The sequence below is a fragment of the Streptomyces sp. NPDC005494 genome, from assembly GCF_042872025.1.
Taxonomy (GTDB): Bacteria; Actinomycetota; Actinomycetes; order Streptomycetales; family Streptomycetaceae; genus Streptomyces.
This window is the reverse complement of the sequence record NZ_JBIAJR010000003.1, coordinates 770,274-791,971: the sequence shown is the minus strand read 5'-3', so window position 1 is coordinate 791,971 and position 21,698 is coordinate 770,274. Positions and strand designations below refer to the sequence as shown.

Below are 21,698 nucleotides of genomic sequence, written 5' to 3'. Positions count from 1 at the left end.
GAGCGCTGGTGGAGACTTGTCCGGCATTGGCGTGACAACGACGCGGAAAGCCTCACATGACCTGAACCGTCACTCTGACAGCCGGAGGTGATCAACGGCACCGTTCGTGGCCATGGTCACACCGGTGGTCCTCAGGTCCCCGTCCCTCACCCTGCCCGCCGTCCTCCCGCTCACCTGCCCGCCGTCCTCCCCCTCGCCCGCCCGGCCGGGCGAAGCGTTCAGCCGGAGACGCTGGCCCTGCCGTTCTCCATGTGCCCCATGAGCCGGCGCCGGAAGGAGCTCTCCTCGTCGGCTGTCACCAGGAGGTCGTACCAGCCGTGGGCGTCGGCCGCCGAGTGCACGAGCGTACGGCTGCGCCCCGGCTTGACCTTGATCGTCCGTCGCCAGTCCCGCAGGTCGTCCTCGTCGACGTACCCGAGCGGGCGCACGGTGTACGTCAGCGTCCGGCTGCCGTCGTTGCGCAGGGTGAGGTGCAGGTCCCTCTCGCGGGCGTCGATGCGCGTGGACACCTCGGCGGCTCCGTCGGCCGCCCCCGCGAACTCCCGCCGGAAGCCGTTCGGGCCGGTGACCGTGAAGCGGTACCCCTCTCCGGTCGTCGGCACCTGCCACCGGGCCGTCCCCCTGACGTCCAGGTGCTGCGGGGCGGGGAACTCGTTCGCGTAGGGGTAGAGCGTGAAGTGCGCCGAGGACCGTCCGGAGTTGCCGAGGGTCACCACCAGGCCGGAGCCCTCCCGCGCGGCCTCGGCGTCGGGCTGGTAGGGCAGAGGCCTGGCCGGGCGGGTGCCCGGTTCCTGAACGGGCATGTGCTGGACGGCCGGAGGCTTCGGCCGCCAGCGTCCGCCGAACGGCGGGATCGCGGCGGGGCGCTCCGTCTCCGGCTGCCGCCGCGCCCGCGTGAAGTCGAAGGCCGAGGTGAGGTCACCGGTGATCCTGCGCCGCCACGCGCCGATGTTCGGCTCCTCCACCCCGGTCCAGCGTTCCAGGAGGCGGATGACGGAGGTGTGGTCGAAGACCTCGGAGCAGACGTATCCGCCGACGGACCACGGCGACACGACCAGCAGGGGCACCCGCACACCGAGCCCCGTGGGCCTGCCCTGCCAGTGCTCCTCGGTCACCTCGGCGGGGGCGACGGGCGGCGGCACGTGGTCGAAGAAGCCGTCGTTCTCGTCGTAGTTGATGAGGACTACGGTGCGCCGCCACACGTCGGGGTGCCGGCCCAGCGCGTCGAGGATCTTGTAGACGACTGTCGCGCTGTGCACCGGCGAGGAGACGCTCGGATGCTCGGAGTCCACCGCCGAGGGCACCAGGTAGGAGACCTCGGGCAGCGTCCCGGCGGCGACGTCCCTCGCGAACTCGTCGGCGAGCGTGCCGGTGGGGACCCTGCGCAGCCCCCGTTCGAACAGACTGCGCTCGGCCGTCGTCAGCGTGGCGGCACCCTCGTCGAGCAGACCCAGCAGCCGCTCCCGCTCGCCGGCCGTGTCCGCGTCGCGCACGGTGGCGTAGAAGGACTCCATGTAGGTGTGCCCGGTCCGCGTCAGCGCCTTGCGGGCGATGGCCTTGAAGGTGGAGAAGAACTCGATCTGGTTGTCGGTGAAGTTCTCCCACTCCGTGTACGTCCTCCAGCTGCGCCCGGCCTTCTCCAGCCGCTCGGCGTACGTGCCCCAGTCATAGCCGGGGTGGGAGCCCTCGTCGTACGCGTCGTTCCCCACGGCCCGCCTGCCGTCGGCCTCGTAGCCGGTCCGGCCGCTCCACAGATGGTTGCGGTTCGGGCTGGTGGAGGTGTGGATCGAGGAGTGGTAGGCGTCGCAGACCGTGAACGTGTCGGCGAGCTCGTAGTGCAGCGGGATGTCACCCCGGTCGTAGTACGCCATGGTGGCGGCGGTCTTCGCGGTGATCCACCCGTTCATCCAGCCGCCGGCCCAGGCCTTGGCGCCACCGTTCCAGGAGTGGTCGAGGTCGCCTATGTACTGGAGGTCCTGCTGCTGCGCCTCTGCCGCCCCGCGCACCGGGAACGGCAGCACCGTGGTGCCCAGGGGGCCCGGCTGCTCGAAGACGGACTTGCCCGAGGGGAGTTCGATCGCGTTCCGGTCGCCGAAACCGCGCACCCCGCGCAGCATGCCGAAGTAGTGGTCGAACGAACGGTTCTCCTGCATCAGGATCACCACGTGCTCGATCGCGTCCAGACCCGCGTGACCCGGCCTGTCCGCGGGCTGCGCGGCGATCGCCGCCTGGAGCGACGGGGGCAGGAACGATCCCGCCGCAGCGGCGCCGAGTGCGCCGCCGCCGAGCGCGAAGAGCCGCCGTCGTGACATGTCCGTGGTCAATTGAGCCTCCCGGTTCCGTATCTACGGCGGGAAGCTAGTCACACCGGATGGCGGCGGGAAGTCTGCGGTACGGCCCGGCGGTGAACGTCCCCGCGCCTCTTTCGAGCGTGCGGCGGGCGCACACACGCGAGAGGGGCGGGGAACCCGCGTCGCGAGTTCCCCGCCCCCTCGTGCGGAGCGTGGTGCGGATCAGCCTTCGACGCCGAGCTTCTCCAGGATCAGCTCGCGTACGCGCGCCGCGTCCGCCTGGCCCCGGGTCGCCTTCATGACCGCGCCGACCAGCGCACCCGCGGCGGCGACCTTGCCGCCACGGATCTTGTCGGCGATCGCGGCGTTGGCCGCGATGGCCTCGTCGACCGCCGTGCCCAGCGCGCCCTCGTCCGAGACGACCTTGAGTCCGCGCTTCTCGACGACGGTGTCCGGGTCGCCCTCGCCCGCGAGGACACCCTCGAGGACCTGACGGGCCAGCTTGTCGTTGAGGTCGCCGGACGCGACGAGCTCGGCCACCCGGGCGACCTGCGCCGGGGTGACGGGGAGCTCGTCCAGGCTGCGGCCGGTCTCGTTGGCGTTACGGGCGAGCTCGCCCATCCACCACTTGCGTGCCTGGTCGGAGGGGGCGCCCGCATCCGTCGTGGCGACGATCAGGTCGACCGCGCCCGCGTTGAGGATGGACTGCATGTCGTGCTCGCTGACACCCCACTCCTCCTTGAGCCGCTTGCGGCGCAGCCGGGGCAGCTCGGGAAGCCCCTTGCGGAGCTCCTCGACCCACTCGCGGGAGGGGGCTACCGGCACCAGGTCCGGCTCCGGGAAGTAGCGGTAGTCCTCGGCGTTGTCCTTGATGCGGCCGGCCGTGGTGGAGCCGTCCTCCTCGTGGAAGTGCCGGGTCTCCTGCACGATCGTCCCGCCGGAGTTCAGCACCGCCGCGTGACGCTGGATCTCGAAACGCGCGGCACGCTCGACGGAGCGCAGCGAGTTGACGTTCTTCGTCTCCGAGCGGGTGCCGAAGGTCTCGGTGCCGTTGGGGCGCAGCGACAGGTTCACGTCGCAGCGCATCTGGCCCATCTCCATCCGGGCCTCGGACACGCCGAGCGCCTTGATGAGCTCGCGGAGCTCGGCGACGTACGCCTTGGCGACCTCAGGGGCCCGTGCGCCCGCTCCCTCGATCGGCTTGGTGACGATCTCGATGAGCGGGATGCCCGCGCGGTTGTAGTCCAGCAGCGAGTGGGAGGCGCCGTGGATACGGCCGGTGGCACCGCCGACGTGCGTCGACTTGCCGGTGTCCTCCTCCATGTGCGCGCGCTCGATCTGCACACGGAAGATCTCGCCGTCCTCCAGCTGGACGTCCAGATAGCCGTTGTAGGCGATCGGTTCGTCGTACTGGGAGGTCTGGAAGTTCTTCGGCATGTCCGGATAGAAGTAGTTCTTCCGGGCGAAGCGGCACCACTCGGCGATCTCGCAGTTCAGCGCGAGCCCGATCTTGATGGCGGACTCGACGCCGATCTCGTTGACGACCGGCAGCGCGCCCGGCAGCCCGAGGCAGACCGGGCAGGTCTGCGAGTTGGCGTCCTGCTTGAGCTCGGTCGAGCAGCCGCAGAACATCTTCGTCTTGGTGCCGAGCTCCACATGGACCTCGAGGCCCATGACGGGGTCGTACGCCGCGAGGGCGTCCTCGTACGACTCCAGGTCGATGACAGTCACGATGAAACTTTCCCTCTCAGCCCAGCAGGACGTCGTCGTCGCCGAGACGCTTGAGCTCGCGGTAGAGGATCGCGAGTCCGGTCACGATCGCGGCGGCGGATACGGCGGCGTCGATGAGCCGCAGCGTGTCGTTGTCCTGGCGGGCCATCCTCGCCTGCTTGACGACGCTGAGCGCGCCGAAGGCCGTGGTGCCCAGGGACACGTACACGCCGGACTTGGACTTCTTGAAGTTCTTGGCCTTCTTAGCCATGGCGCTCATAGCGACGGAGCCTCCTCGAGCAGCGGGTGTCCCCACTTTTCCACGAAAGCGGCCTCGACGGCTGCTCCGACCTTGTACAGACGGTCGTCCTGCATGGCGGGCGCGATGATCTGCAGCCCGACCGGCAGGCCGTCCTCCGGCGCCAGGCCGCAGGGCAGCGACATGGCGGAATTGCCGGCGAGGTTGGTCGGAATGGTGCACAGGTCCGCGAGGTACATCGCCATGGGGTCGTCGGCGCGCTCGCCGATCGGGAAGGCGGTGGTGGGCGTCGTCGGCGAGACGATCACGTCCACCTGCTCGAACGCCTTCTCGAAGTCCTGGGTGATGAGGGTGCGGACCTTCTGCGCCGAGCCGTAGTACGCGTCGTAGTAGCCGGAGCTCAGCGCGTACGTACCGAGGATGATGCGGCGCTTGACCTCGTCGCCGAAGCCGGCCTCGCGGGTGAGGGCGGTGACTTCCTCGGCGGAGCGCGTGCCGTCGTCGCCGACGCGCAGGCCGTAGCGCATGGCGTCGAACCGCGCCAGGTTGGAGGAGCACTCCGACGGGGCGATCAGGTAGTACGCCGAAAGAGCGAGGTCGAAGGACGGGCAGTCCAGCTCGACGATCGTGGCGCCGAGCGACTTCAGCAGCTCGACCGACTCGTTGAAGCGCTGGACGACACCGGCCTGGTAGCCCTCGCCCGCGAACTGCTTGACGACACCGACCCGCATGCCCTGGACCGAGCCGTTGCGCGCGGCCTCGACGACCGGCGGGACCGGTGCGTCGATGGACGTCGAGTCCAGCGGGTCGTGCCCGCCGATGACCTCGTGCAGCAGGGCCGCGTCCAGGACCGTACGGGCGCAGGGGCCGCCCTGGTCGAGGGAGGACGAGAAGGCGACCATGCCGAAGCGGGAGACCCCGCCGTAGGTGGGCTTGACGCCGACGGTGCCGGTGACGGCGGCGGGCTGGCGGATGGAGCCGCCGGTGTCCGTGCCGATGGCGAGCGGTGCCTCGAAGGACGCCAGCGCGGCGGAGGAGCCGCCTCCGGAGCCGCCCGGGATACGGGTGAGGTCCCAGGGGTTACCGGTCGGGCCGTAGGCGCTGTTCTCGGTGGAGGACCCCATGGCGAACTCGTCCATGTTGGTCTTGCCGAGGATGACGACGTCGGCGGCCCTGAGCTTCTTGGTGAGGGTCGCGTCGTACGGCGGGACCCAGCCCTCGAGGATCTTCGAGCCGACGGTGGTCGGCATGTCCTGCGTGGTGAAGATGTCCTTGAGCGCGAGCGGGACGCCTGCCAGCGGGCCGAGCTTCTCGCCCGCCTCACGCTTGGCGTCGACGGCGCGGGCCTGCGCGAGCGCACCCTCACGGTCGATGTGCAGGAAGGCGTGGACCTTCTCGTCGATGGCGTCGATCCGGGCCAGGTGGGCCTCGGTGACCTCGACGGCCGTCAGCTCGCCGGAGGCGATCTTCGCGGCGATCTCGGCCGCGGTGAGCTTGATGATGGTGCTGATGTCCGTCATGGCTGTTAGTCCTCCCCCAGGATCTGCGGCACCTTGAAACGCTGCTGCTCCTGGGCCGGGGCGCCGGAGAGCGCCTGCTCGGGGGTGAGCGACGGACGGACCTCGTCCGCCCGCATGACGTTGGTCAGCGGCAGCGGGTGGGAGGTCGGTGGTACGTCTTGGTCGGCGACCTCGGAGACGCGGGCGACCGCGCCGATGATGTCGTCGAGCTGACCGGCGAAGTGTTCGAGCTCTTCGCCCTTCAGCTCCAGACGTGCCAGCCGGGCGAGGTGGGCGACCTCCTCGCGCGTGATGCCAGGCATGCAGCGATCCTCAGGGGTTGGTGTGTGGTTGTGGCTGGGGGTCGTCGGCACCGTTCCACCGTCCGTCCGGAGGACGGGCCGCACGGCGTCCGGTGCGTGCGATCGCAAGGCGCCGGAGCGCCCTCGTGGCGGAGCCACGTGGGCGTTTCGGCGACGCGGCGAGCGTGCGTGCCAGGCGTCGCGCGGCAGGTGGAAATGTGCCGCCGACCCCCAATCCTATGGGGTCGCGGGACACTGCCCCGCCTGCTGTCCCACCCACGGCGTCACAATCCCGGTCCGGCCGCCCCGGGCCCGCCGGGCGGCAGCGGACAAAACGGCCGGCGGACGGCTCCCGGTCACCCGCCGCTCCCCCGGAAGCCCCCGGTCAGGCGGTCGCCGGCCCGGACACCGCCCGGCCCGCCGGCCGCTGCTCCGCCTCGGGCTGCGCCGCCACCGCGGCGTCGGCCGCCGCCCGCAGCTCCGCCGGGCGCCGCCAGCCGTGCTCGCCGCGCGCCCGCAGCCATGCCGTCGTCTCCTGCGGCGGCATCGCGGCGGCCACGAGCCATCCCTGCACCGCGTCGCAGCGCAGGTCGCGCAGCCGCTCCCAGGTCTCGTCGTCCTCGACGCCCTCCGCCACGACCAGCAGCCCGAGCGAGTGGGCCAGGTCGATGGTGCAGCGGACGATCTCCGCGTCCTCGTTGTCGACGGCCAGCCGTGCGACGAAGGACCGGTCGATCTTGAGCTCGCTGACCGGCAGCTTCCGCAGGTGGACGAGGGAGGAGTAGCCGGTGCCGAAGTCGTCGAGCGACATCTTCACCCCGTGGCCCGTCAGCCCGGCCAGGGTGTCGGCCGCCCGCTGCGGGTCCTCCAGCAGGACGTGCTCGGTTATCTCCAGTTGCAGCGCCCCGGCCGGGACGCCGTGCCGGGCGAGCCGGGCGGCGACACTGCCCGCGAAGCCGGGGGTGTGGACGTCGCGCGGCGAGACGTTGACGGCGACGGGCACGTACAGCCCCTGCGCGCGCCACCGGGCGACCTGGGCCAGAGCGGTCTCCAGGACGTATTCGGTGAGGTGGGGCATCAGCCCGGAGGATTCCGCGATCGCGATGAACTCGTCCGGGGGGACCCGGCCCCGCTCGGGATGCACCCAGCGAACGAGCGCTTCGAGGCCCGCCACCTGGCCGTCGAAGCGGACCTTCGGCTGGTAGTGGAGCTCGACCTCGCGGGCGTCGAGGGCGCGGCGCAGATCGCCCAGCAGGCCGAGCCGGTCCGGGGTGTTGCTGTCCCGCTTGGACTCGTACACCTCCACGCCCGTGCGGTCCCGCTTGGCCTGGTACATGGCCACGTCCGCCCGCCTGAGCAGCCCTTCGGCGTCCAGGGCGTGGTCGGGGTGGACGGCGACCCCGGCGCTCGCCTCCAGCACCAGGGTGAGCCCGTCGAGGTCGAGGGGCGAGGAGAGTTCGGCGACCAGGTGGCGGGCGATGCGCTGGGCGCTGGTGGTCGAGTCCGCCGTGGGCAGCAGTACGGCGAACTCGTCACCGCCGAGCCGTGCGGCCTCCGCACCGCGCGGCAGGGCCAGCCGGAGCCGCTCCGCTATCTGGAGCAGGAGCCGGTCCCCGGCGAGATGGCCGAGGGTGTCGTTGACGGCACGGAAGCGGTCGAGGTCGATGAGGACGAGGGCGGACCGGCTGCCGGTGCTCGCCGCCTCCTCCAGCGCCGTCCACGTCCGCTCCAGGAGCCACTGGCGGTTGGGCAGCCCGGTCAACGGGTCCCGCAGCTGCTCCTCGGCCCGCGCGCGGGCGATCCAGAGCGTGGAGTCCAGGGCGATGAGCGGGACGGCGAAGAGCGGCAGCAGCACCGGCATGGCCGAGGCCACCACGCAGATCAGCGGGGCGATGCCCAGCAGGGCCACCGCGACGAGGCCCTGACGCAGCAGCGCGGTGCGGGCGATCGTCGGCAGCCCGCCGGTCTGGGACGCGTGGGCGTACCAGAGCAGGACGCGGGTGACGAGGAGATACGCCCCGGCGGCGAGCAGCACCTCCGGTACGGAGTCGACGCCCCAGTGCAGTGGCCGCCACGGGGTCTCGACGCTCGGCACCTCGCCGAAGGCGGCGAGGACCAGCGCGGCGGCCCCGATGCCGAGTATGTCCACCGCGCCGTGCAACAGCCCCTGCCACCAGCGGTGGCGTCGCGCCGTACCGACGAGCACGACGACGACCAGGCTGACGAGACCCGCGGCCACCCAGCCGTAGAGCAGCAGGACGGCGAGGGTCAGGGCGGCGCCTGAACCCGTGCCGCCCCACCACCGGTCGCGCCCGAGGGCGACCAGATGGCCCACGATGACGCCCGTGAGCAGGGCGAGCGACCAGCCCGCCGTGCCGTCGGGGAAGAGTGCGTGGCCGTCGCGGACCGTGCGGTAGAAGCCGGTCGCGAGCTGCACCGCGGCGACCGCCACGACGACGGCGCCCACTCTCGACGTGAGGCCCACGAAACCCTGCAGCCGCGACACCGGTGCGGCGCTCTCGGTCGGTTCCATTCCGTCCCTCTCACAGCCGGCGGTGCCGATGTCCCACGGTGGCCCCCGCTCCCATGCCACCACGGCCCGAATCCCACCACACGGCCGGGCACGTCAGGTGCTCGTTCAACAGTAGGCCGCCGAGGGCCCGCACGGGCAGCGCTCTGCCGCTCTTGCCCGAATGCGGACCTGGCACCCCTGCCTCTCTGATATGCGCCGAACGGGTGGTGCGGGTGGGCCGGTCGGAGGTCCGGGCCCCCGCTTGTCCACCTCGTCCGCTTACTTCCCCACACACCCCCGGCCACGCGTCGCCGGTGTCTCGATCGCGCCTCGATCAGGCCTCGGCGGGGACGGCCGCCTCCCGTGCGGCGTCCGGCCCCTGTTCGAGGAGCACGGCGAAGCCCTCCTCGTCGAGGACGGGCACCTTCAGTTGCATCGCCTTGTCGTACTTGGACCCGGGGTTGTCGCCGACCACGACGAAGGAGGTCTTCTTCGAGACGGACCCGGTGACCTTCGCGCCCTGGGCCTGGAGCGCGTCCTTGGCGCCGTCGCGGGTGTGGGACGTCAGCGTGCCGGTGACGACGACGGTCAGCCCTTCCAGCGGTCGCGGCCCCTCGTCGCCGCCCGCGCCCTCGTCCTCCATCCGGACCCCGGCCTCCCGCCACTTGCGCAGGATCTCGCGGTGCCAGTCCTCGGCGAACCACTGTTTGACCGACGCGGCGATGATGGGGCCCACCCCGTCAGCCGCGGCCAGCTCCTCCTCGGACGCCTCGTCGATCCGGTCGATCGACCGGAACTGCCGGGCCAGTTCCACGGCGGCCACCGGCCCCACATGGCGGATGGAGAGCCCCGTGAGGATCCGGGCGAGCGGTGCCTCCTTGGCCGCCGCGATGCCCTCCAGCATGCCGAGGGCGTTCTTCTTCGCCTCGCCCTGCTGGTTGGCGAAGACGGTGGCGATCTTCTCCTCGCCGGTCTTCGGGTCACGCTTGGGCAGCCCGCTGTCCGGGTCCAGGACGTACGCCCGGATCGGCAGCAACTGCTCCACCGTCAGCCCGAAGAGGTCGCCCTCGTCCACGAGGGGTGGTTCGGCGGGCTCCAGCGGCTTGGTCAGGGCCGCCGCCGCCACATAGCCGAAGTGGTCGATGTCCAGGCACTTGCGGCCCGCCAGGTAGGCCACGCGCTCCCGCAACTGGGCGGGGCAGGACCGCGCGTTGGGGCAGCGGAGGTCGATGTCGCCCTCCTTCATGGGGCGGAGCGGCGTCCCGCACTCAGGGCAGTCGGACGGCATGACGAACTCCCGCTCGCCGCCGTCCCGCAGGTCGACGACCGGCCCGAGGATCTCCGGGATGACGTCGCCCGCCTTGCGGAGCACCACCGTGTCACCGATGAGGACGCCCTTGGACCTGACGACGTTCTGGTTGTGCAGGGTGGCGAACTCGACCTCGGAACCGGCCACGACGACCGGCTCGACCTGGGCGTACGGCGTGACCCGCCCGGTGCGGCCGACGCCCACCCTGATGTTGACCAGCTTGGTGTTGACCTCCTGCGGCGCGTACTTCCAGGCGATCGCCCAGCGCGGCGCGCGTGAGGTGGAGCCGAGCCTTCCCTGGAGGGGGATCTCGTCCAGCTTGACGACGACCCCGTCGATCTCGTGCTCGACGGAGTGGCGGTTCTCGCCGAAGTACGCGATGAACTCCCGCACCTCGTCCAGGGACGCGACGACCTTGTTGTGCCGGGCGGTCGGCAGGCCCCACTCGCTCAGCAGGTCGTAGGCCTGGGAGAGCCGGTCGATGTCGAAGCCCTCGCGGGCGCCGATGCCGTGCACCACCATGTGGAGCGGGCGGGTGGCGGTGATCTTCGGGTCCTTCTGCCGCAGCGAGCCCGCCGCCGCGTTGCGCGGGTTGGCGAAGGGCTTGTCGCCGGCCTCGACGAGCCGGGCGTTGAGCCCCTCGAAGGCCTCCATGGGGAAGAAGACCTCACCGCGGATCTCGACGAGTGCGGGGATCCGGTCGCCCTCCAGCCGGTGCGGGATCTCGGCGATCGTCCGGACGTTGGGGGTGATGTCCTCGCCCGTGCGGCCGTCGCCCCGGGTCGCGGCGCGGGTCAGTCTGCCGTGCTCGTAGGTGAGGTTGACGGCGAGGCCGTCCACCTTGAGCTCGCACAGGAAGTGGTAGCCGCCCCGCCCCACGTCCTTGGCCACCCGGTCGGCCCAGGCGGCGAGCTCCGCGTCGTCGAAGGCGTTGTCGAGCGAGAGCAGGCGTTCGCGGTGCTCGACGGAGGTGAATTCCGTGGTGTAGGGACCGGCGACCTTCTGGGTCGGCGAGTCCGGTGTGCGCAGCTCGGGGTGTTCGTCCTCGACGGCTTCCAGTTCGCGCATGAGCCGGTCGAACGTGGCGTCGTCGACGACCGGCTGGTCCTTCACGTAGTACCGGAAGCGGTGATCCTCGATCTGCTCGGCAAGGAGCGCGTGCCGCTCCCGCACCTCCGCCGGCACACCGGTCAGCTGCTGTGCCTGCTGTTCGCCGGCCATCTCCCGTTACCTCCCGTTGCCCCGCTGAACTCGACCGTCACTCAGGGTTGTCCGCGAGCGACCTCGCGGCCCGCGCGCAGTGGGCGAGCGCGGCCCGGGCGTAGGCGGGCGACGCGCCCGCCAGCCCGCACGCGGGGGTGATCACGACGGACTCCCCGAGAGTCCCCGGATTCAGCCCCAGCCTGCTCCACAGCGTCCTGACCCCCATGACGCTACCGCCCGGGTCGGACAATGCGGTCGAGGCGGCGTCGACACCGGGGACGACTCCGAGGAAGAGGTGGGTGCCGCCCTCGACGGCTTCCCCGATCGCCTCCTCCTCACGCTCGGTGAGCAGGGAGAAGTCGAAGGACACCGCGCCCGCTCCGGCGCGGCGCAGGAGCGCGAAAGGCACCTCGGGGGCGCACGAGTGGACCGCGGTCGGCCCCCCGCCGTTCACCGCGAGCACGTCCCGCAGCGCCCCCTCGACGATCTGGCGGTCTACGGCACGGTAGGTGCGGTAGCCGCTCGCCGACCTGATCCGCCCGCGCAGGACGGCGGTCAGCGAGGGCTCGTCGAGCTGGAGCACGACCTCGGCGCCGGGCACCCTGCGCCGTACCTCGGCGAGGTGGGAGCGCAGCCCCTCGGCCAGGGAGCCCGCGAGGTCGCGGCAGGCACCGGGGTCCGCGAGCATCGCCTCACCGCCGCGCTGTTCGAGCGCGGCGGCGAGGGTCCAGGGGCCCACGGACTGCACCTTGAGGAGTCCCTCGTAGCCCTGGGTGAACTCCTCCAGCGCGTCGAGGTCCTCGCCGAGCCAGGAGCGGGCCCGGCGGGTGTCGCGGCCCGGGCGGTCGCTGACGCGCCAGCCGCTGGGCTCGACATGGCCGTACATCTCGACGAGCAGGCCGACGGTCCGCCCGATCATGTCCGCGCCGGGGCCCCGCGCGGGCAGCTCCGCGAGGTACGGCATGCCCTGGCCGTCGGCGAAGGACCCGGTGACGGTCTTGGCCGCCTCCCGGGCGTCTCCTCCCGGCATGGATCCGATCCCGGTCGCCGCAACGGCGCTGAACCCGCTCTTCTCGCTCACGCGCAAAGCCTACGGGCCCGGGGTGCGGGCTCCGGGCGGCCGGGTGCGGGACCGCCGGATCCCGCGTCCCGGCAGCCGGTCCCAGCGGCAGGTCTCAGCGGCCGGGACGGACCGTCAGGTCGTTGATCTCGGCGTCGCGCGGCAGGTCGATCGCCAGCAGGATCGTGGTGGCCACCGACTCCGGGTCGATCCAGCGCGAGGCGTCGTACTCCTTTCCCTCCTGCTGGTGGACCTTGGCCTGCATGGGGCTGGCGGTGCGGCCCGGGTAGACGGAGGTGACCCTGACCCCGTTGCCGTGCTCCTCGTGGCGCAGGGAGTCGGCGAGCGCCTTGAGTCCGTGCTTGCTCGCGGCGTACGCACCCCATTCGGCGTGGGCGGCGAGCCCCGCACCGGAGTTCACGAAGACGACCTGGCCCTGGGAGACGCGCAGCTGGGGCAGCAGCAGGCGGGTCAGCTCGGCGGGGGCGACGAGGTTGGCGTTGAGCTGGAGGTGCCAGGTCCTGGGGGTGAGGTCGCCGATCCGGCCGAGCTCGACGACGCCCGCGATGTGCAGCAGCGAGTCGAGGCGTTCGGGCATCGGCTGCTGCCCGAAGGCCCAGGAGAGCCGGTCGGGATCGGTGAGGTCGCCGACGAGGGTACGGGCCCCCGGGTACAGCGCGGCCAGTTCCCTGGCGCGTCCCGCGTCCCGGGCCAGCAGCACGAGCTCGTCGCCGCGCTCCAGGAGACGGCGGGCGACGGCCGCGCCGATCCCGGAGCCGGCGCCGGTGATGAGGTGTGTAGGCATGCCCTCATGCTCGCATCCGCGGCATGCCCTCGATCACCTCAGAGGTGGCCGGCGGACTCCTCCAGGTAGGCCAGCGCCCCGACGCCGTCCTTGGCGAAGAAGACCAGCTCGGTGAGCGGGATCGGCAGGAAGCCCTCGTCCTCCATGCGCTGGAACTGCTGGTGCAGGCCGTCGTAGAAACCGGCGGTGTTCAGCAGGACGACGGGCTTGGTGTGCTTGCCGTGCTTCTTCAGCTCCAGGATCTCGGTCGCCTCGTCGAGGGTCCCGGTCCCGCCGACCATGATCACGATCGCGTCGGCCTTCTCCAGGAGCAGCGCCTTGCGCTCGGCGAGGTCCTTGGCGATCACCATCTCGTCGGCGTTCGTCCGGGCCTTCGCCGCCAGGAAGTCCACCGACACCCCCACGAGCCGGCCGCCGGACTCCTGCACCCCGTCGGCGACGACCTTCATCAGCCCGCTCTCCGACCCTCCCCACACCAGGGTGTGGCCGCCCCGGCCCAGCAGTTCGGCGAATTCCCGGGCGGGCACGGTGTAGCGGTCGTCGAGGTCGGCTGCGGAGAGGAAGACACAGATGTTCATGCGGACACCGTACGACCGCGCCCCGGCGCGGGAAGAAACCGCCGTCCCGCGGGGCTGAACCCCGTATGGCCTCCATCACAGGACACACCATCACCGTCGAACCCTCCGCCACGCACGTGCGCGCGGTGCACGACGGGCAGGTGCTCGCCGAGAGCCGCCGCCCGCTGGTGCTGCGCGAGACGGGCTGTCCCGTCCGCTACTACCTGCCGCCCGAGGACGTCCGCTTCGACCTGCTGACCCCGTCGGACACCCGAACGCACTGCCCGTTCAAGGGGGATGCCGCCTACTGGTCGGCGCCCGGGGCGGCGGATCTCGTCTGGTCGTACCCGGAGCCGAAGGAACAAGTCGTCGCGATCAGGGATCACTTGTGCTTCTACGCCACCGAGGTGGTCTCCGACTGACCGTCAGAACTTTTTTCGCGCACCGGCGATGAGTTCTGTGTGGCGCGGCGGTCCACCCTCACATGGACAAGACTCTCTCCCGTGACGGCACGTCGATCGCGTATCGCCGCCACGGCGACGGGCCGCCGGTGATCCTGGTCGGCGGGGCGTTGAGCACCGCCGCCGACGAAGCACCGCTGGCTGCCGGGCTGGCACCACGCTTCACGGTCGTGACGTACGACCGCCGGGGCCGTGGCGCCAGTGGCGACAGCGGGCCGTACACCATCAGGCGCGAGATCGAGGACCTGGCGGCGGTCGCGGCCCGGGTGGGCGGGAACGTCTCGCTGTTCGGCATGCTGTCGGGAGGGGCGCTGGCGCTGGAGGCGCACGCCGCGGGGCTGCCCGTGGACCTGCTCGCGGTCTACGAGCCGCCGTACGCCCAGGGGGCCGAGCAGCTGCTGCGCGCCTCACGCCGGACGGCGCTGCTGCACCGGCTGCTGGAGAAGGGCGACCGGGCCGGCGCCGTGGAACTGCATCTGTCCGGGGCCGGGGTGCCGCCGCGGACGATCACGCACATGCGCCGGGCCCCGCTGTGGCCTCGCCTCGAAGCGATGGCGCACACCCTCGCGTACGACGACGCGCTGGTGGGCGGCGGAGCTGTTCCCACGGAGCGGTTCGCCTCCCTCACGGCCCGCACCCTGGTGGTGACCGGCGGCTTCAGCACCCCGGAGGCCCAGGCGACGACCCTGGCCCTCGCGGCGGCTGTCCCCCGGGCCAGGCACCGCACCCTGACCGGGCAGACCCGCGAACTGGCGCCGCACGTCATGGCCCCGGTGCTGGCGGAGTTCTTCGGCCGGGCCCCGTCCTTGCGGACGGCGTTCTGACGGGGAGGCGGGACGGGGCCGGAGCGTCACAGGGGAGCGCTCCGGCCCCGCGCCGACCGTCTCAGCCCGCAGCGGCCCTCTCGCGGCGTACGGTCGTCGCGATCGTGGCCGAGCCGACGACCCGCGTCCCGTCGTAGAGCACGATGGCCTGGCCGGGGGCGACGCCCCGGACCGGCTCCGTGAAGGTGACGGACAGGGTGCCGTCGACGAGCTCCGCCGTCACCTCGGTCTCGCCGCCGTGCGCGCGGAGCTGCGCGGTGTAGGTCCCGGCGCCGGTGGGGGCCTCACCGCACCAGCGGGGCCTGATCGCGGTCAGGGCGGTCACGTCGAGCGCCTCCACGGGGCCGACCGTGACCGTGTTGTTCACCGGGGAGATGTCCAGGACGTAGCGCGGCTTGCCGTCCGGGGCGGGGTGACCGATCCGCAGGCCCTTGCGCTGGCCGATGGTGAAGCCGAAGGCGCCCTCGTGGGTGCCCACCTTCGTGCCCGCCTCGTCGAGGATGTCGCCCTCCGCCGGGCCCCCGAGGCGGCCGGCCAGGAAGCCCTGGGTGTCGCCGTCGGCGATGAAGCAGATGTCGTGGCTGTCGGGCTTCTTGGCGACCGCCAGGCCGCGGCGCTCGGCCTCGGCGCGGATCTCCTCCTTGGTGGTGAGCGTGTCACCCAGGGGGAACATGGCGTGGGCGAGCTGGCGCTCGTCCAGGACACCGAGGACGTAGCTCTGGTCCTTGGCCATGTCGGAGGCGCGGTGCAGCTCCCTGCCGCCCTCGTCGTTCAGCACGACGGTGGCGTAGTGGCCGGTGCAGACCGCGTCGAAGCCGAGGGCCAGCGCCTTGTCGAGCAGCGCGGCGAACTTGATCTTCTCGTTGCAGCGCAGGCAGGGGTTGGGCGTGCGCCCCGCCTCGTACTCCGCGACGAAGTCGTCCACGACGTCCTCGCGGAAGCGTTCCGCGAGGTCCCAGACGTAGAACGGGATGCCGATGACGTCCGCCGCGCGGCGGGCGTCCCGGGAGTCCTCGATGGTGCAACAGCCGCGCGCGCCCGTACGGAAGGACTGCGGGTTCGCGGAGAGGGCGAGGTGCACACCGGTCACGTCGTGGCCCGCCTCGGCGGCACGGGCCGCCGCCACGGCGGAGTCGACTCCGCCCGACATGGCGGCGAGCACACGGAGGGGGCGCTGGGAGGTCTGAGTCATAGCTTCTCCAGGGTACGGGGCGCCGGGAACCGAATGCTCGCCGATATGCGTTGACGACGTCGTGGAGACGAACAGGAGTGCCGGGCAGCCGGGGAAGCCCGGGCGCGGCATCAGCAGGCGCGCGCTGCTCATCGGCGGTGGAGCGGCGGCCGTGGGCACGGCAGCGCTGGCCGTGGACGACATCCGGCGCGTCTGGTGGCGGGTCCCGGGCGTGGAGAAGCCCCGCAAGGCGGGTGAGCTGGATTACACCCCCGCGCGGTGGATCGCGGCCTCCGAGGCGAACTGGCGGCGCGCGGACCGCCCCGACGACTACGGCGTGGACCGGGTGATCATCCATGTCACCCAGGGCAGTTACGCCAGCGCGGTCCGTGTCTTCCAGGACCCCGCGCACCGGGCGGCGACGCACTACATCGTGCGGCAGAACGGCCGGGTGACGCAGATGATCCGGGAGCTCGACGTGGCGTACCACGCGGGCAACCGGTCCTACAACGAGCGCAGCATCGGCATCGAGCACGAGGGCTTCGTCGACCGCCCGCAGGACTTCACGGCGAAGATGTACGAGTCGTCGGCGCGGCTGACGGCGGCGATATGCGCGCGGTACGGCATCCCGGTCGACCGCGAGCACATCATCGGGCACGTCGAGGTGCCGGGCGCCGACCACACCGACCCCGGGCCGCACTGGGACTGGAAGCGCTACATGAAGCTGGTGCGCGCCGCGTCCACGGGCGGTTCGCAGGCCGGCTGAGTCCCGCTGTCCCGGCCCCTGTCGAGGCCGGGTTCGCAGGCCGGCCGAGTCCGCAGGCCGGGTTCGCAGGCCCGCTGAGGCGTGCTGTCCCCGTCCCTGCCCCCGCCCCCGCCGAGGGCGTGGCGGGTCAGCTGAGTCCGGCCGTCCTGGCCCGCTCGACGGCGGGGCCGATCGCCCGCGCGAGTTCCTCCACGTCGCTCGCGGTCGAGGTGTGGCCCAGCGAGAAACGCAGCGTGCCCCGCGCCAGCCGGGGGTCGGTCCCCGTGGCCAGCAGCACATGGCTGGGCTGGGCGATGCCCGCAGTGCACGCGGAGCCGGTCGAGCATTCGATGCCCTGGGCGTCGAGCAGCAGGAGGAGGGAGTCGCCCTCGCAGCCGGGGAAGGTGAAGTGGGCGTTGGCGGGCAGCCGGCCGCCGGGGGCCTGGTCACCGCCCGCGATCGCGTCGGGTACGGCCTTGAGTACGGCGGCGGCGAGTTCGTCCCGCAGCGCCCCGATCTCGCGGGCGAAGTCCGCGCGTCCCTCGGCGGCGTGCCGTCCGGCGACGGCGAAGGCGGCCACGGCGGGTACGTCGAGGGTGCCGGAGCGCACGTGCCGCTCCTGGCCGCCGCCGTGCAGCACGGGCACCGGTGTGTGGTCGCGGCCCAGGAGCAGCGCGCCGATCCCGAAGGGCCCGCCGATCTTGTGCGCGCTGACAGTCATCGCCGCCAGCCCGGAGCCGGCGAAGTCGAGCTCCAGCTGCCCGAAGGCCTGCACCGCGTCGGCGTGCATGGGCACGCCGAACTCCTCTGCCACCGCGGTGAGTTCGCGTATCGGCATGATGGTGCCGATCTCGTTGTTGGCCCACATCACCGTGATCATGGCGACGTCGCCGGGATCACGGAGCAGTGCCTCGCGCAGCGCCTCGGGGTGCACCCGCCCGTACCCGTCGACCGGGAGGTACTCGACGGTGGCGCCCTCGTGCTCGGCGAGCCAGTCCACGGCGTCGAGCACCGCATGGTGCTCCACGGGACTGGCGAGGACGCGGGTCCGCCGGGGGTCGGCGTCGCGGCGGGCCCAGTAGAGGCCCTTCACGGCGAGGTTGTCGGCCTCGGTGCCGCCCGAGGTCAGGACGACCTCGCTGGGCCGGGCGCCGAGCGCCTCGGCCAGGGTCTCTCTGGACTCCTCGACGGTACGGCGGGCCCGGCGCCCGGCGGCGTGCAGTGAGGACGCGTTGCCGGTGACAGCGAGCTGCGCGGTCATCGCCGCGATCGCCTCCGGAAGCATCGGCGTGGTCGCGGCGTGGTCGAGGTAAGCCATGGTGGTCCCGATTCTACGAGCCCGTGGCGCGGGCCCGTGCGAGGGCGGCGCCCGGCGCCCCCGTCGCGGACAGCCACCGGACCCTCCGGGCCCGCCCGGGGGCCGGAAGGCCCGGCCGGGAACCGCAGGGTCAGCACGGGAGCCGGAAGACCCTCCCGAGGGCCGGAAAGCCCGCCCCGGGGGCCCGGAGCAGGGGCCGGCCGCTCTCAGGAGACCGTCCAGCGCTGGGAGGCCTTTCCCGAGCAGGTGGTCGTGGTGACGCCTCCGTTGCCCAGGTCCAGGCAGCCCCCGGTGCCGAGGCTCACGAGAGTTCCGCCCGCCCCCGTGCGCCAGCGGCGCAGTTCGGACCCGTTGCAGGAGAGCATCAGGGTCCCCCCGTTGAGGATGCCCGCGTTCAGGCACGACCTGCCCGACTCGTGGGCGAGCTGGAAGGTCCCGTCGGACAGCGGCAGGACGGTCCACGCGGTGCCCGCGGCGTCGCAGGCACCGGTGTACGCCATGCCGCTGGACGCGGCGGCGAGGCACTTGCCGCTGCCGCCGTTGCGGTAGTGGCGGGCCCCGGACGGCGTGGTGGTGCCTCCGGAACCGCCGGAGGCGCTCGACCCGCCGGAGGATCCGGACGCTCCCGAGGTGCCGGACCCTCCTGAGCCGGTGGAGCCGCCGGAGGAACCGGAACCGCCGGAACCGTCCTGCGAACCGCCCCCGGCGTCGCCGGCCCCCGGAGCCGGGGCGGACGACGCGCCCGCGGCCTCGGCTTCCCTCCCGGCGTCGTTCTCCTTCTCCTTGCGCGTCGGCGACTTCCCCGGAGACGGTGATCCGGACCGGCTCGCGCCCGGGGCGGACGCCCCGGGCGCGGCCGTGGCCGTCGCGGTGACCGAAGGGCCGGCGGCGGTGCGGTCGTCCGCCCCGAACGTGTAGGGCAGGAGCTGGAAGGCGAGGGTCGCCCCGCTCACGGTCACGACGACGGGAACGACGGCGAAGAAGACGCGGGTCCTCCGGCGTCGCTCGCGGCCGGAGGCCGCCGGCTCGCCCGGCCCGGGCGCCCCGCGCTTGCGTCCCAGGCGGCGCGTCTTCACCGAGGCGGGCGGCGGCAGCTCGATCTCCTGGACGTGCGCGGCGAAGGCCGCCTTCTCCGCGAGGTCCCCCGCGACGGACTCCGGCCACAGGGGTGTGCCGAACGGACCGTGTCCGTTCGCACGCCGCACCAGCTCGGACGCCGTCGGACGGGCCTCGGCGTCCTTGGCCAGACAGGCCGCGACGAGGTCGGCGAGGTCCGGGTCGAGCTCCCGCACCGCCTCCAGGTCGGGCTCCTCGTGCACGATGCGGTAGAGCACGGCGGGGCCGGACTCGTCGCCGAAGGGCGGACGGCCACTGGCCGCGTACGCGAGCACCGAGCCCAGGGCGAACACATCGGCGGCGCCGCTCAGATCCCGCTTCGTCGTCGCCTGTTCGGGAGCCATGTAGGCCGGCGTGCCGACCACCATTCCGCTCCTGGTCAGCTGGCTCTGCTCGGTGGCCCTGGCCACGCCGAAGTCGATGACCGTGGCGCCCTCGACGGTCAGCATGACGTTGGACGGTTTGAGGTCGCGGTGGACCATGCCCAGCTCGTGCACCGGCACCAGCCCTGCCGCGGCCTCCCGCAGCAGCAGCCACAGGGTCCGGGCGGGCAGCGGGCCCCTGTGCAGCTCGATCGCCTTGCTCAGGGTGAGCCCGGGGACGTACGCGGTCGCCAGCCACGGGGGCCTGGCGTCCCGGTCGCTGGCGAGCAGGGGGGCGGTGGCCTCCTCGGGCAGTTGCGCGAGGTTGTCCAGCTCGTGCCCGAAGCGGCGGACGAAGTCCTGGTCCTCGCCCGCGATCGAGGGCAGCACCTGCTTGACGGCGACGTACCGTCCCTCATGGACACCGAGGTACACGCGGCCCATTCCGCCGGAGCCGAGTCTGCCCGCGAGCGGAATCCCCCCGATCTCCCGCGGGTCGTCCGCCTCGAGCGGCTTCGCACCGCTGCCCGTCAGGTCCAACACGCCCACACCGTCTCCCCGTGACACGCCTTTTCCGTTCCAGGGGAAGTCTGACCAGTGGATACTTGAAGAGGAAGCGACTTCTAGAAAGTCACTCTAGAAATTCACCGCTGAAGACCCCCGCCTCACGAACCACAGGGACGGCCCCTCCATGAGCCCCAAGCAGCACCGCGGCGAGGTCACCTCCGAACTGCTCCTGGACGCCGCGCTGCGGGTGTTCGTGGAGTCGGGCGAGCAGGGCCTCACGGTCAACGCCGTCGTCCGGGAGAGCGGCGTCAGCCTGGGAAGCCTCTACCACCACTTCGGCAGCCTCGACGGCCTCGTCGGCGCTCTCAGCCACCGCTGGCTGGACCGGCTGCTCGGCGAGCTGACCCGGGCCCTCCAGGATGCGGACGGCGCGCGTGCGGGTGTCGCGGACGCCGTGCGGGCCTATCTGACCTTCGTGCAGGAGCACCGCGGGCCCGCCCTGCTCCTGCACTCCCCCCTCGCCGACCGCAAGGGCATGGCGCGGGGCAAGGAGTTCCGCGACACTCAGGAGGCCAGGGTCTCCGAAGTGGCCCTGTGGATACGGCTCGGCATCGATTCCGGGGAGCTCGCCCCGCTCCCTCCGCCACTGGCCGAGTCCCTGCTGATGGGACCCGTCGTCGCCGTCGCCCGCCGGTGGCTCTCGGGCATCGACGACGTGGACCTCGACGAGGCCGCCCGTCTCCTGCCCGACCGGATCTGGCGGTCGGTCGGCGCGTAGCCCGTCCGGTAGGGGACCTGGCCCTAGCGTCCGTCCGGCAGGCCCGTCGCGATCTCGAAGCTCTCGGCGACCAGGCGGCGCCCGTCGAACACAGGGTCCTCGTCGAGCGTGGCGAGGACGCGCGGGTCCTTCGTGGCGGCCGCGTTGCCTCGATCGCGGACCTCCCGTGACGGCCACTCCGTGACGCTCACGACGACCGACTCCAGACGCGACGCACCCATGACGCTCGCGAGCCCTCGCAGATCGCCCGGGCCGTAGGTGACCCCGTCCGCGTGGAAGTCGTCCTGACCGGCCGGAACGCCCGCCTGCCAGTAGTCGGTGATCCTGGTCGCCCCGTGCTCGCGGTAGACGTCGGCCATCCGCCGCGAGAACGCCAGGTAGGCGGCCTTCCGGTCACTCGGGACCGGAACGATGGTGATGTCGGCGAACGTCATCCGTGCTCCTCGCGTCGGGCGCTTCTACGGTGAGTGCGCGGCCGGCCGCCCTGAGCACAGCCGGATCACCGGTCCACGTTCCCACAACAGTGCCTCGCGGGCGGCGATACGCGACGGCCGCCTCCGTCACGTGAACGGATCGATCGCCTGACGGTCCGGGGGGCCGCGGGGTCAGCCCGCGAGGCTCCAGGAGACCGTGCCGTTGCCGGCGACGAGAACGGCGAGGACGGCCAGGTCGGCCACTCCGAGGGCGAGTCCGAGCAGCGCGCGCCCACGGCGGGCGGTGGAGCGGCCGAGCGCGATCAGCGCCATGACGATGGCGACGGGCCCGAGCAGGATGTTCATGACCAGGAGGCCGAGCAGCCCCAGCACGAAGGAGGCGACGGCCAGGCCGTCCGCCTCGCGTGCGGCCGGGCGGGTGCGGGTGGGACGGGTGGTGCGAGCGGTGGCGAGTGTCATGGTGCGGGCTCCTTCG

19 protein-coding genes are annotated in these 21,698 nt (G+C 72.3%); 4 read left to right on the top strand and 15 right to left on the bottom strand.

The window, feature by feature from the left end; genetic code table 11:
* Positions 1-218 precede the first annotated feature (218 nt).
* From ACFYQ6_RS13495 to ACFYQ6_RS13450, 10 genes are all read right to left on the bottom strand, one after another.
* Positions 219-2,324: a phosphocholine-specific phospholipase C gene (locus ACFYQ6_RS13495; protein ID WP_361573964.1), complete on the bottom strand. Its 2,106-nt coding sequence runs from the start codon at positions 2,322-2,324 to the stop codon at positions 219-221.
* 189 nt (positions 2,325-2,513) lie between these two features.
* The gene (gene gatB, locus ACFYQ6_RS13490) at positions 2,514-4,022 is read right to left on the bottom strand and encodes an Asp-tRNA(Asn)/Glu-tRNA(Gln) amidotransferase subunit GatB (RefSeq protein WP_361573962.1); all 1,509 of its coding nucleotides are present in this window, start codon (positions 4,020-4,022) and stop codon (positions 2,514-2,516) included.
* A gap of 16 nt (positions 4,023-4,038) precedes the next feature.
* Positions 4,039-4,281: a hypothetical protein gene (locus ACFYQ6_RS13485; protein WP_136329351.1), complete on the bottom strand. Its 243-nt coding sequence runs from the start codon at positions 4,279-4,281 to the stop codon at positions 4,039-4,041.
* Positions 4,278-5,780 carry an Asp-tRNA(Asn)/Glu-tRNA(Gln) amidotransferase subunit GatA gene (gatA, locus tag ACFYQ6_RS13480; protein WP_361573959.1) on the bottom strand — a complete coding sequence of 501 codons (1,503 nt, stop codon included), beginning with the start codon at positions 5,778-5,780 and terminating at the stop codon, positions 4,278-4,280. Before gatA ends, ACFYQ6_RS13485 begins: the two co-directional genes overlap by 4 nt.
* 5 nt (positions 5,781-5,785) lie before the next feature.
* Positions 5,786-6,082, bottom strand: a complete 297-nt coding sequence (gene gatC, locus ACFYQ6_RS13475) for an Asp-tRNA(Asn)/Glu-tRNA(Gln) amidotransferase subunit GatC (RefSeq protein WP_014153935.1) — start codon at positions 6,080-6,082, stop codon at positions 5,786-5,788.
* Between the two features lie 364 nt (positions 6,083-6,446).
* Positions 6,447-8,594 carry a putative bifunctional diguanylate cyclase/phosphodiesterase gene (locus ACFYQ6_RS13470; protein ID WP_388762946.1) on the bottom strand — a complete coding sequence of 716 codons (2,148 nt, stop codon included), beginning with the start codon at positions 8,592-8,594 and terminating at the stop codon, positions 6,447-6,449.
* 313 nt (positions 8,595-8,907) lie between these two features.
* Complete coding sequence (ligA, locus tag ACFYQ6_RS13465) at positions 8,908-11,103, bottom strand: NAD-dependent DNA ligase LigA (RefSeq protein WP_361573955.1); 2,196 nt, start codon at positions 11,101-11,103, stop codon at positions 8,908-8,910.
* Between the two features lie 37 nt (positions 11,104-11,140).
* Entirely contained in the window at positions 11,141-12,166 is a 1,026-nt protein-coding gene (locus ACFYQ6_RS13460; protein ID WP_361573953.1) for a methionine synthase, read from the bottom strand.
* A 94-nt stretch (positions 12,167-12,260) separates the two neighbouring features.
* Positions 12,261-12,950: an SDR family oxidoreductase gene (locus tag ACFYQ6_RS13455; RefSeq protein WP_388762944.1), complete on the bottom strand. Its 690-nt coding sequence runs from the start codon at positions 12,948-12,950 to the stop codon at positions 12,261-12,263.
* A gap of 38 nt (positions 12,951-12,988) precedes the next feature.
* The gene (locus ACFYQ6_RS13450; protein ID WP_361573949.1) at positions 12,989-13,528 is read right to left on the bottom strand and encodes a TIGR00730 family Rossman fold protein; all 540 of its coding nucleotides are present in this window, start codon (positions 13,526-13,528) and stop codon (positions 12,989-12,991) included.
* A gap of 65 nt (positions 13,529-13,593) precedes the next feature.
* Between ACFYQ6_RS13450 and ACFYQ6_RS13445 the strand changes: the two genes are divergently transcribed.
* Together ACFYQ6_RS13445 and ACFYQ6_RS13440 are read left to right on the top strand one after the other, a co-directional pair.
* Entirely contained in the window at positions 13,594-13,929 is a 336-nt protein-coding gene (locus ACFYQ6_RS13445) for a DUF427 domain-containing protein (RefSeq protein WP_388762942.1), read from the top strand.
* Between the two features lie 62 nt (positions 13,930-13,991).
* Positions 13,992-14,792, top strand: a complete 801-nt coding sequence (locus ACFYQ6_RS13440) for an alpha/beta fold hydrolase (RefSeq protein ID WP_361573945.1) — start codon at positions 13,992-13,994, stop codon at positions 14,790-14,792.
* Positions 14,793-14,853: 61 nt separating this feature from the next.
* Here ACFYQ6_RS13440 and mnmA read toward each other — a convergent pair whose 3' ends face one another.
* Positions 14,854-15,984: a tRNA 2-thiouridine(34) synthase MnmA gene (mnmA, locus tag ACFYQ6_RS13435; RefSeq protein WP_361573943.1), complete on the bottom strand. Its 1,131-nt coding sequence runs from the start codon at positions 15,982-15,984 to the stop codon at positions 14,854-14,856.
* A 61-nt stretch (positions 15,985-16,045) separates the two neighbouring features.
* Between mnmA and ACFYQ6_RS13430 the strand changes: the two genes are divergently transcribed.
* Positions 16,046-16,729, top strand: a complete 684-nt coding sequence (locus ACFYQ6_RS13430) for a peptidoglycan recognition family protein (protein ID WP_361573941.1) — start codon at positions 16,046-16,048, stop codon at positions 16,727-16,729.
* A 127-nt stretch (positions 16,730-16,856) separates the two neighbouring features.
* On the opposite strand, the gene ACFYQ6_RS13425 is transcribed toward ACFYQ6_RS13430, so the two are convergent.
* Both ACFYQ6_RS13425 and ACFYQ6_RS13420 read right to left on the bottom strand, forming a co-directional pair.
* Positions 16,857-18,026 (bottom strand): cysteine desulfurase family protein, encoded by a 1,170-nt coding sequence (locus ACFYQ6_RS13425; RefSeq protein WP_361573939.1) that lies wholly within the window; start codon positions 18,024-18,026, stop codon positions 16,857-16,859.
* 206 nt (positions 18,027-18,232) lie between these two features.
* Positions 18,233-20,047, bottom strand: a complete 1,815-nt coding sequence (locus ACFYQ6_RS13420; RefSeq protein ID WP_388762939.1) for a protein kinase — start codon at positions 20,045-20,047, stop codon at positions 18,233-18,235.
* 148 nt (positions 20,048-20,195) lie between these two features.
* Between ACFYQ6_RS13420 and ACFYQ6_RS13415 the strand changes: the two genes are divergently transcribed.
* Complete coding sequence (locus ACFYQ6_RS13415; protein ID WP_388762937.1) at positions 20,196-20,789, top strand: TetR/AcrR family transcriptional regulator; 594 nt, start codon at positions 20,196-20,198, stop codon at positions 20,787-20,789.
* Between the two features lie 23 nt (positions 20,790-20,812).
* On the opposite strand, the gene ACFYQ6_RS13410 is transcribed toward ACFYQ6_RS13415, so the two are convergent.
* The gene (locus ACFYQ6_RS13410; RefSeq protein ID WP_388762935.1) at positions 20,813-21,223 is read right to left on the bottom strand and encodes a DUF1428 domain-containing protein; all 411 of its coding nucleotides are present in this window, start codon (positions 21,221-21,223) and stop codon (positions 20,813-20,815) included.
* 171 nt (positions 21,224-21,394) lie between these two features.
* Positions 21,395-21,682, bottom strand: coding sequence for a DUF4190 domain-containing protein (locus tag ACFYQ6_RS13405; RefSeq protein WP_361573930.1), 288 nt, complete (start codon positions 21,680-21,682; stop codon positions 21,395-21,397).
* Positions 21,683-21,698: the final 16 nt, after the last annotated feature.

Excerpts from the sequence above, each read along its gene's own strand:
- ACFYQ6_RS13485 (WP_136329351.1), bottom strand. The coding sequence starts at position 4,281 with ATGAGCGCCATGGCTAAGAAGGCCAAGAACTTCAAGAAGTCCAAGTCC.
- gatA (WP_361573959.1), bottom strand. The coding sequence starts at position 5,780 with ATGACGGACATCAGCACCATCATCAAGCTCACCGCGGCCGAGATCGCC.
- gatC (WP_014153935.1), bottom strand. The coding sequence starts at position 6,082 with ATGCCTGGCATCACGCGCGAGGAGGTCGCCCACCTCGCCCGGCTGGCA.
- ACFYQ6_RS13470 (WP_388762946.1), bottom strand. The coding sequence starts at position 8,594 with ATGGAACCGACCGAGAGCGCCGCACCGGTGTCGCGGCTGCAGGGTTTC.
- ligA (WP_361573955.1), bottom strand. The coding sequence starts at position 11,103 with ATGGCCGGCGAACAGCAGGCACAGCAGCTGACCGGTGTGCCGGCGGAG.
- ACFYQ6_RS13455 (WP_388762944.1), bottom strand. The coding sequence starts at position 12,950 with ATGCCTACACACCTCATCACCGGCGCCGGCTCCGGGATCGGCGCGGCC.
- ACFYQ6_RS13450 (WP_361573949.1), bottom strand. The coding sequence starts at position 13,528 with ATGAACATCTGTGTCTTCCTCTCCGCAGCCGACCTCGACGACCGCTAC.
- ACFYQ6_RS13445 (WP_388762942.1), top strand. The coding sequence starts at position 13,594 with ATGGCCTCCATCACAGGACACACCATCACCGTCGAACCCTCCGCCACG.
- ACFYQ6_RS13440 (WP_361573945.1), top strand. The coding sequence starts at position 13,992 with ATGGACAAGACTCTCTCCCGTGACGGCACGTCGATCGCGTATCGCCGC.
- mnmA (WP_361573943.1), bottom strand. The coding sequence starts at position 15,984 with ATGACTCAGACCTCCCAGCGCCCCCTCCGTGTGCTCGCCGCCATGTCG.
- ACFYQ6_RS13425 (WP_361573939.1), bottom strand. The coding sequence starts at position 18,026 with ATGGCTTACCTCGACCACGCCGCGACCACGCCGATGCTTCCGGAGGCG.
- ACFYQ6_RS13415 (WP_388762937.1), top strand. The coding sequence starts at position 20,196 with ATGAGCCCCAAGCAGCACCGCGGCGAGGTCACCTCCGAACTGCTCCTG.
- ACFYQ6_RS13410 (WP_388762935.1), bottom strand. The coding sequence starts at position 21,223 with ATGACGTTCGCCGACATCACCATCGTTCCGGTCCCGAGTGACCGGAAG.
- ACFYQ6_RS13405 (WP_361573930.1), bottom strand. The coding sequence starts at position 21,682 with ATGACACTCGCCACCGCTCGCACCACCCGTCCCACCCGCACCCGCCCG.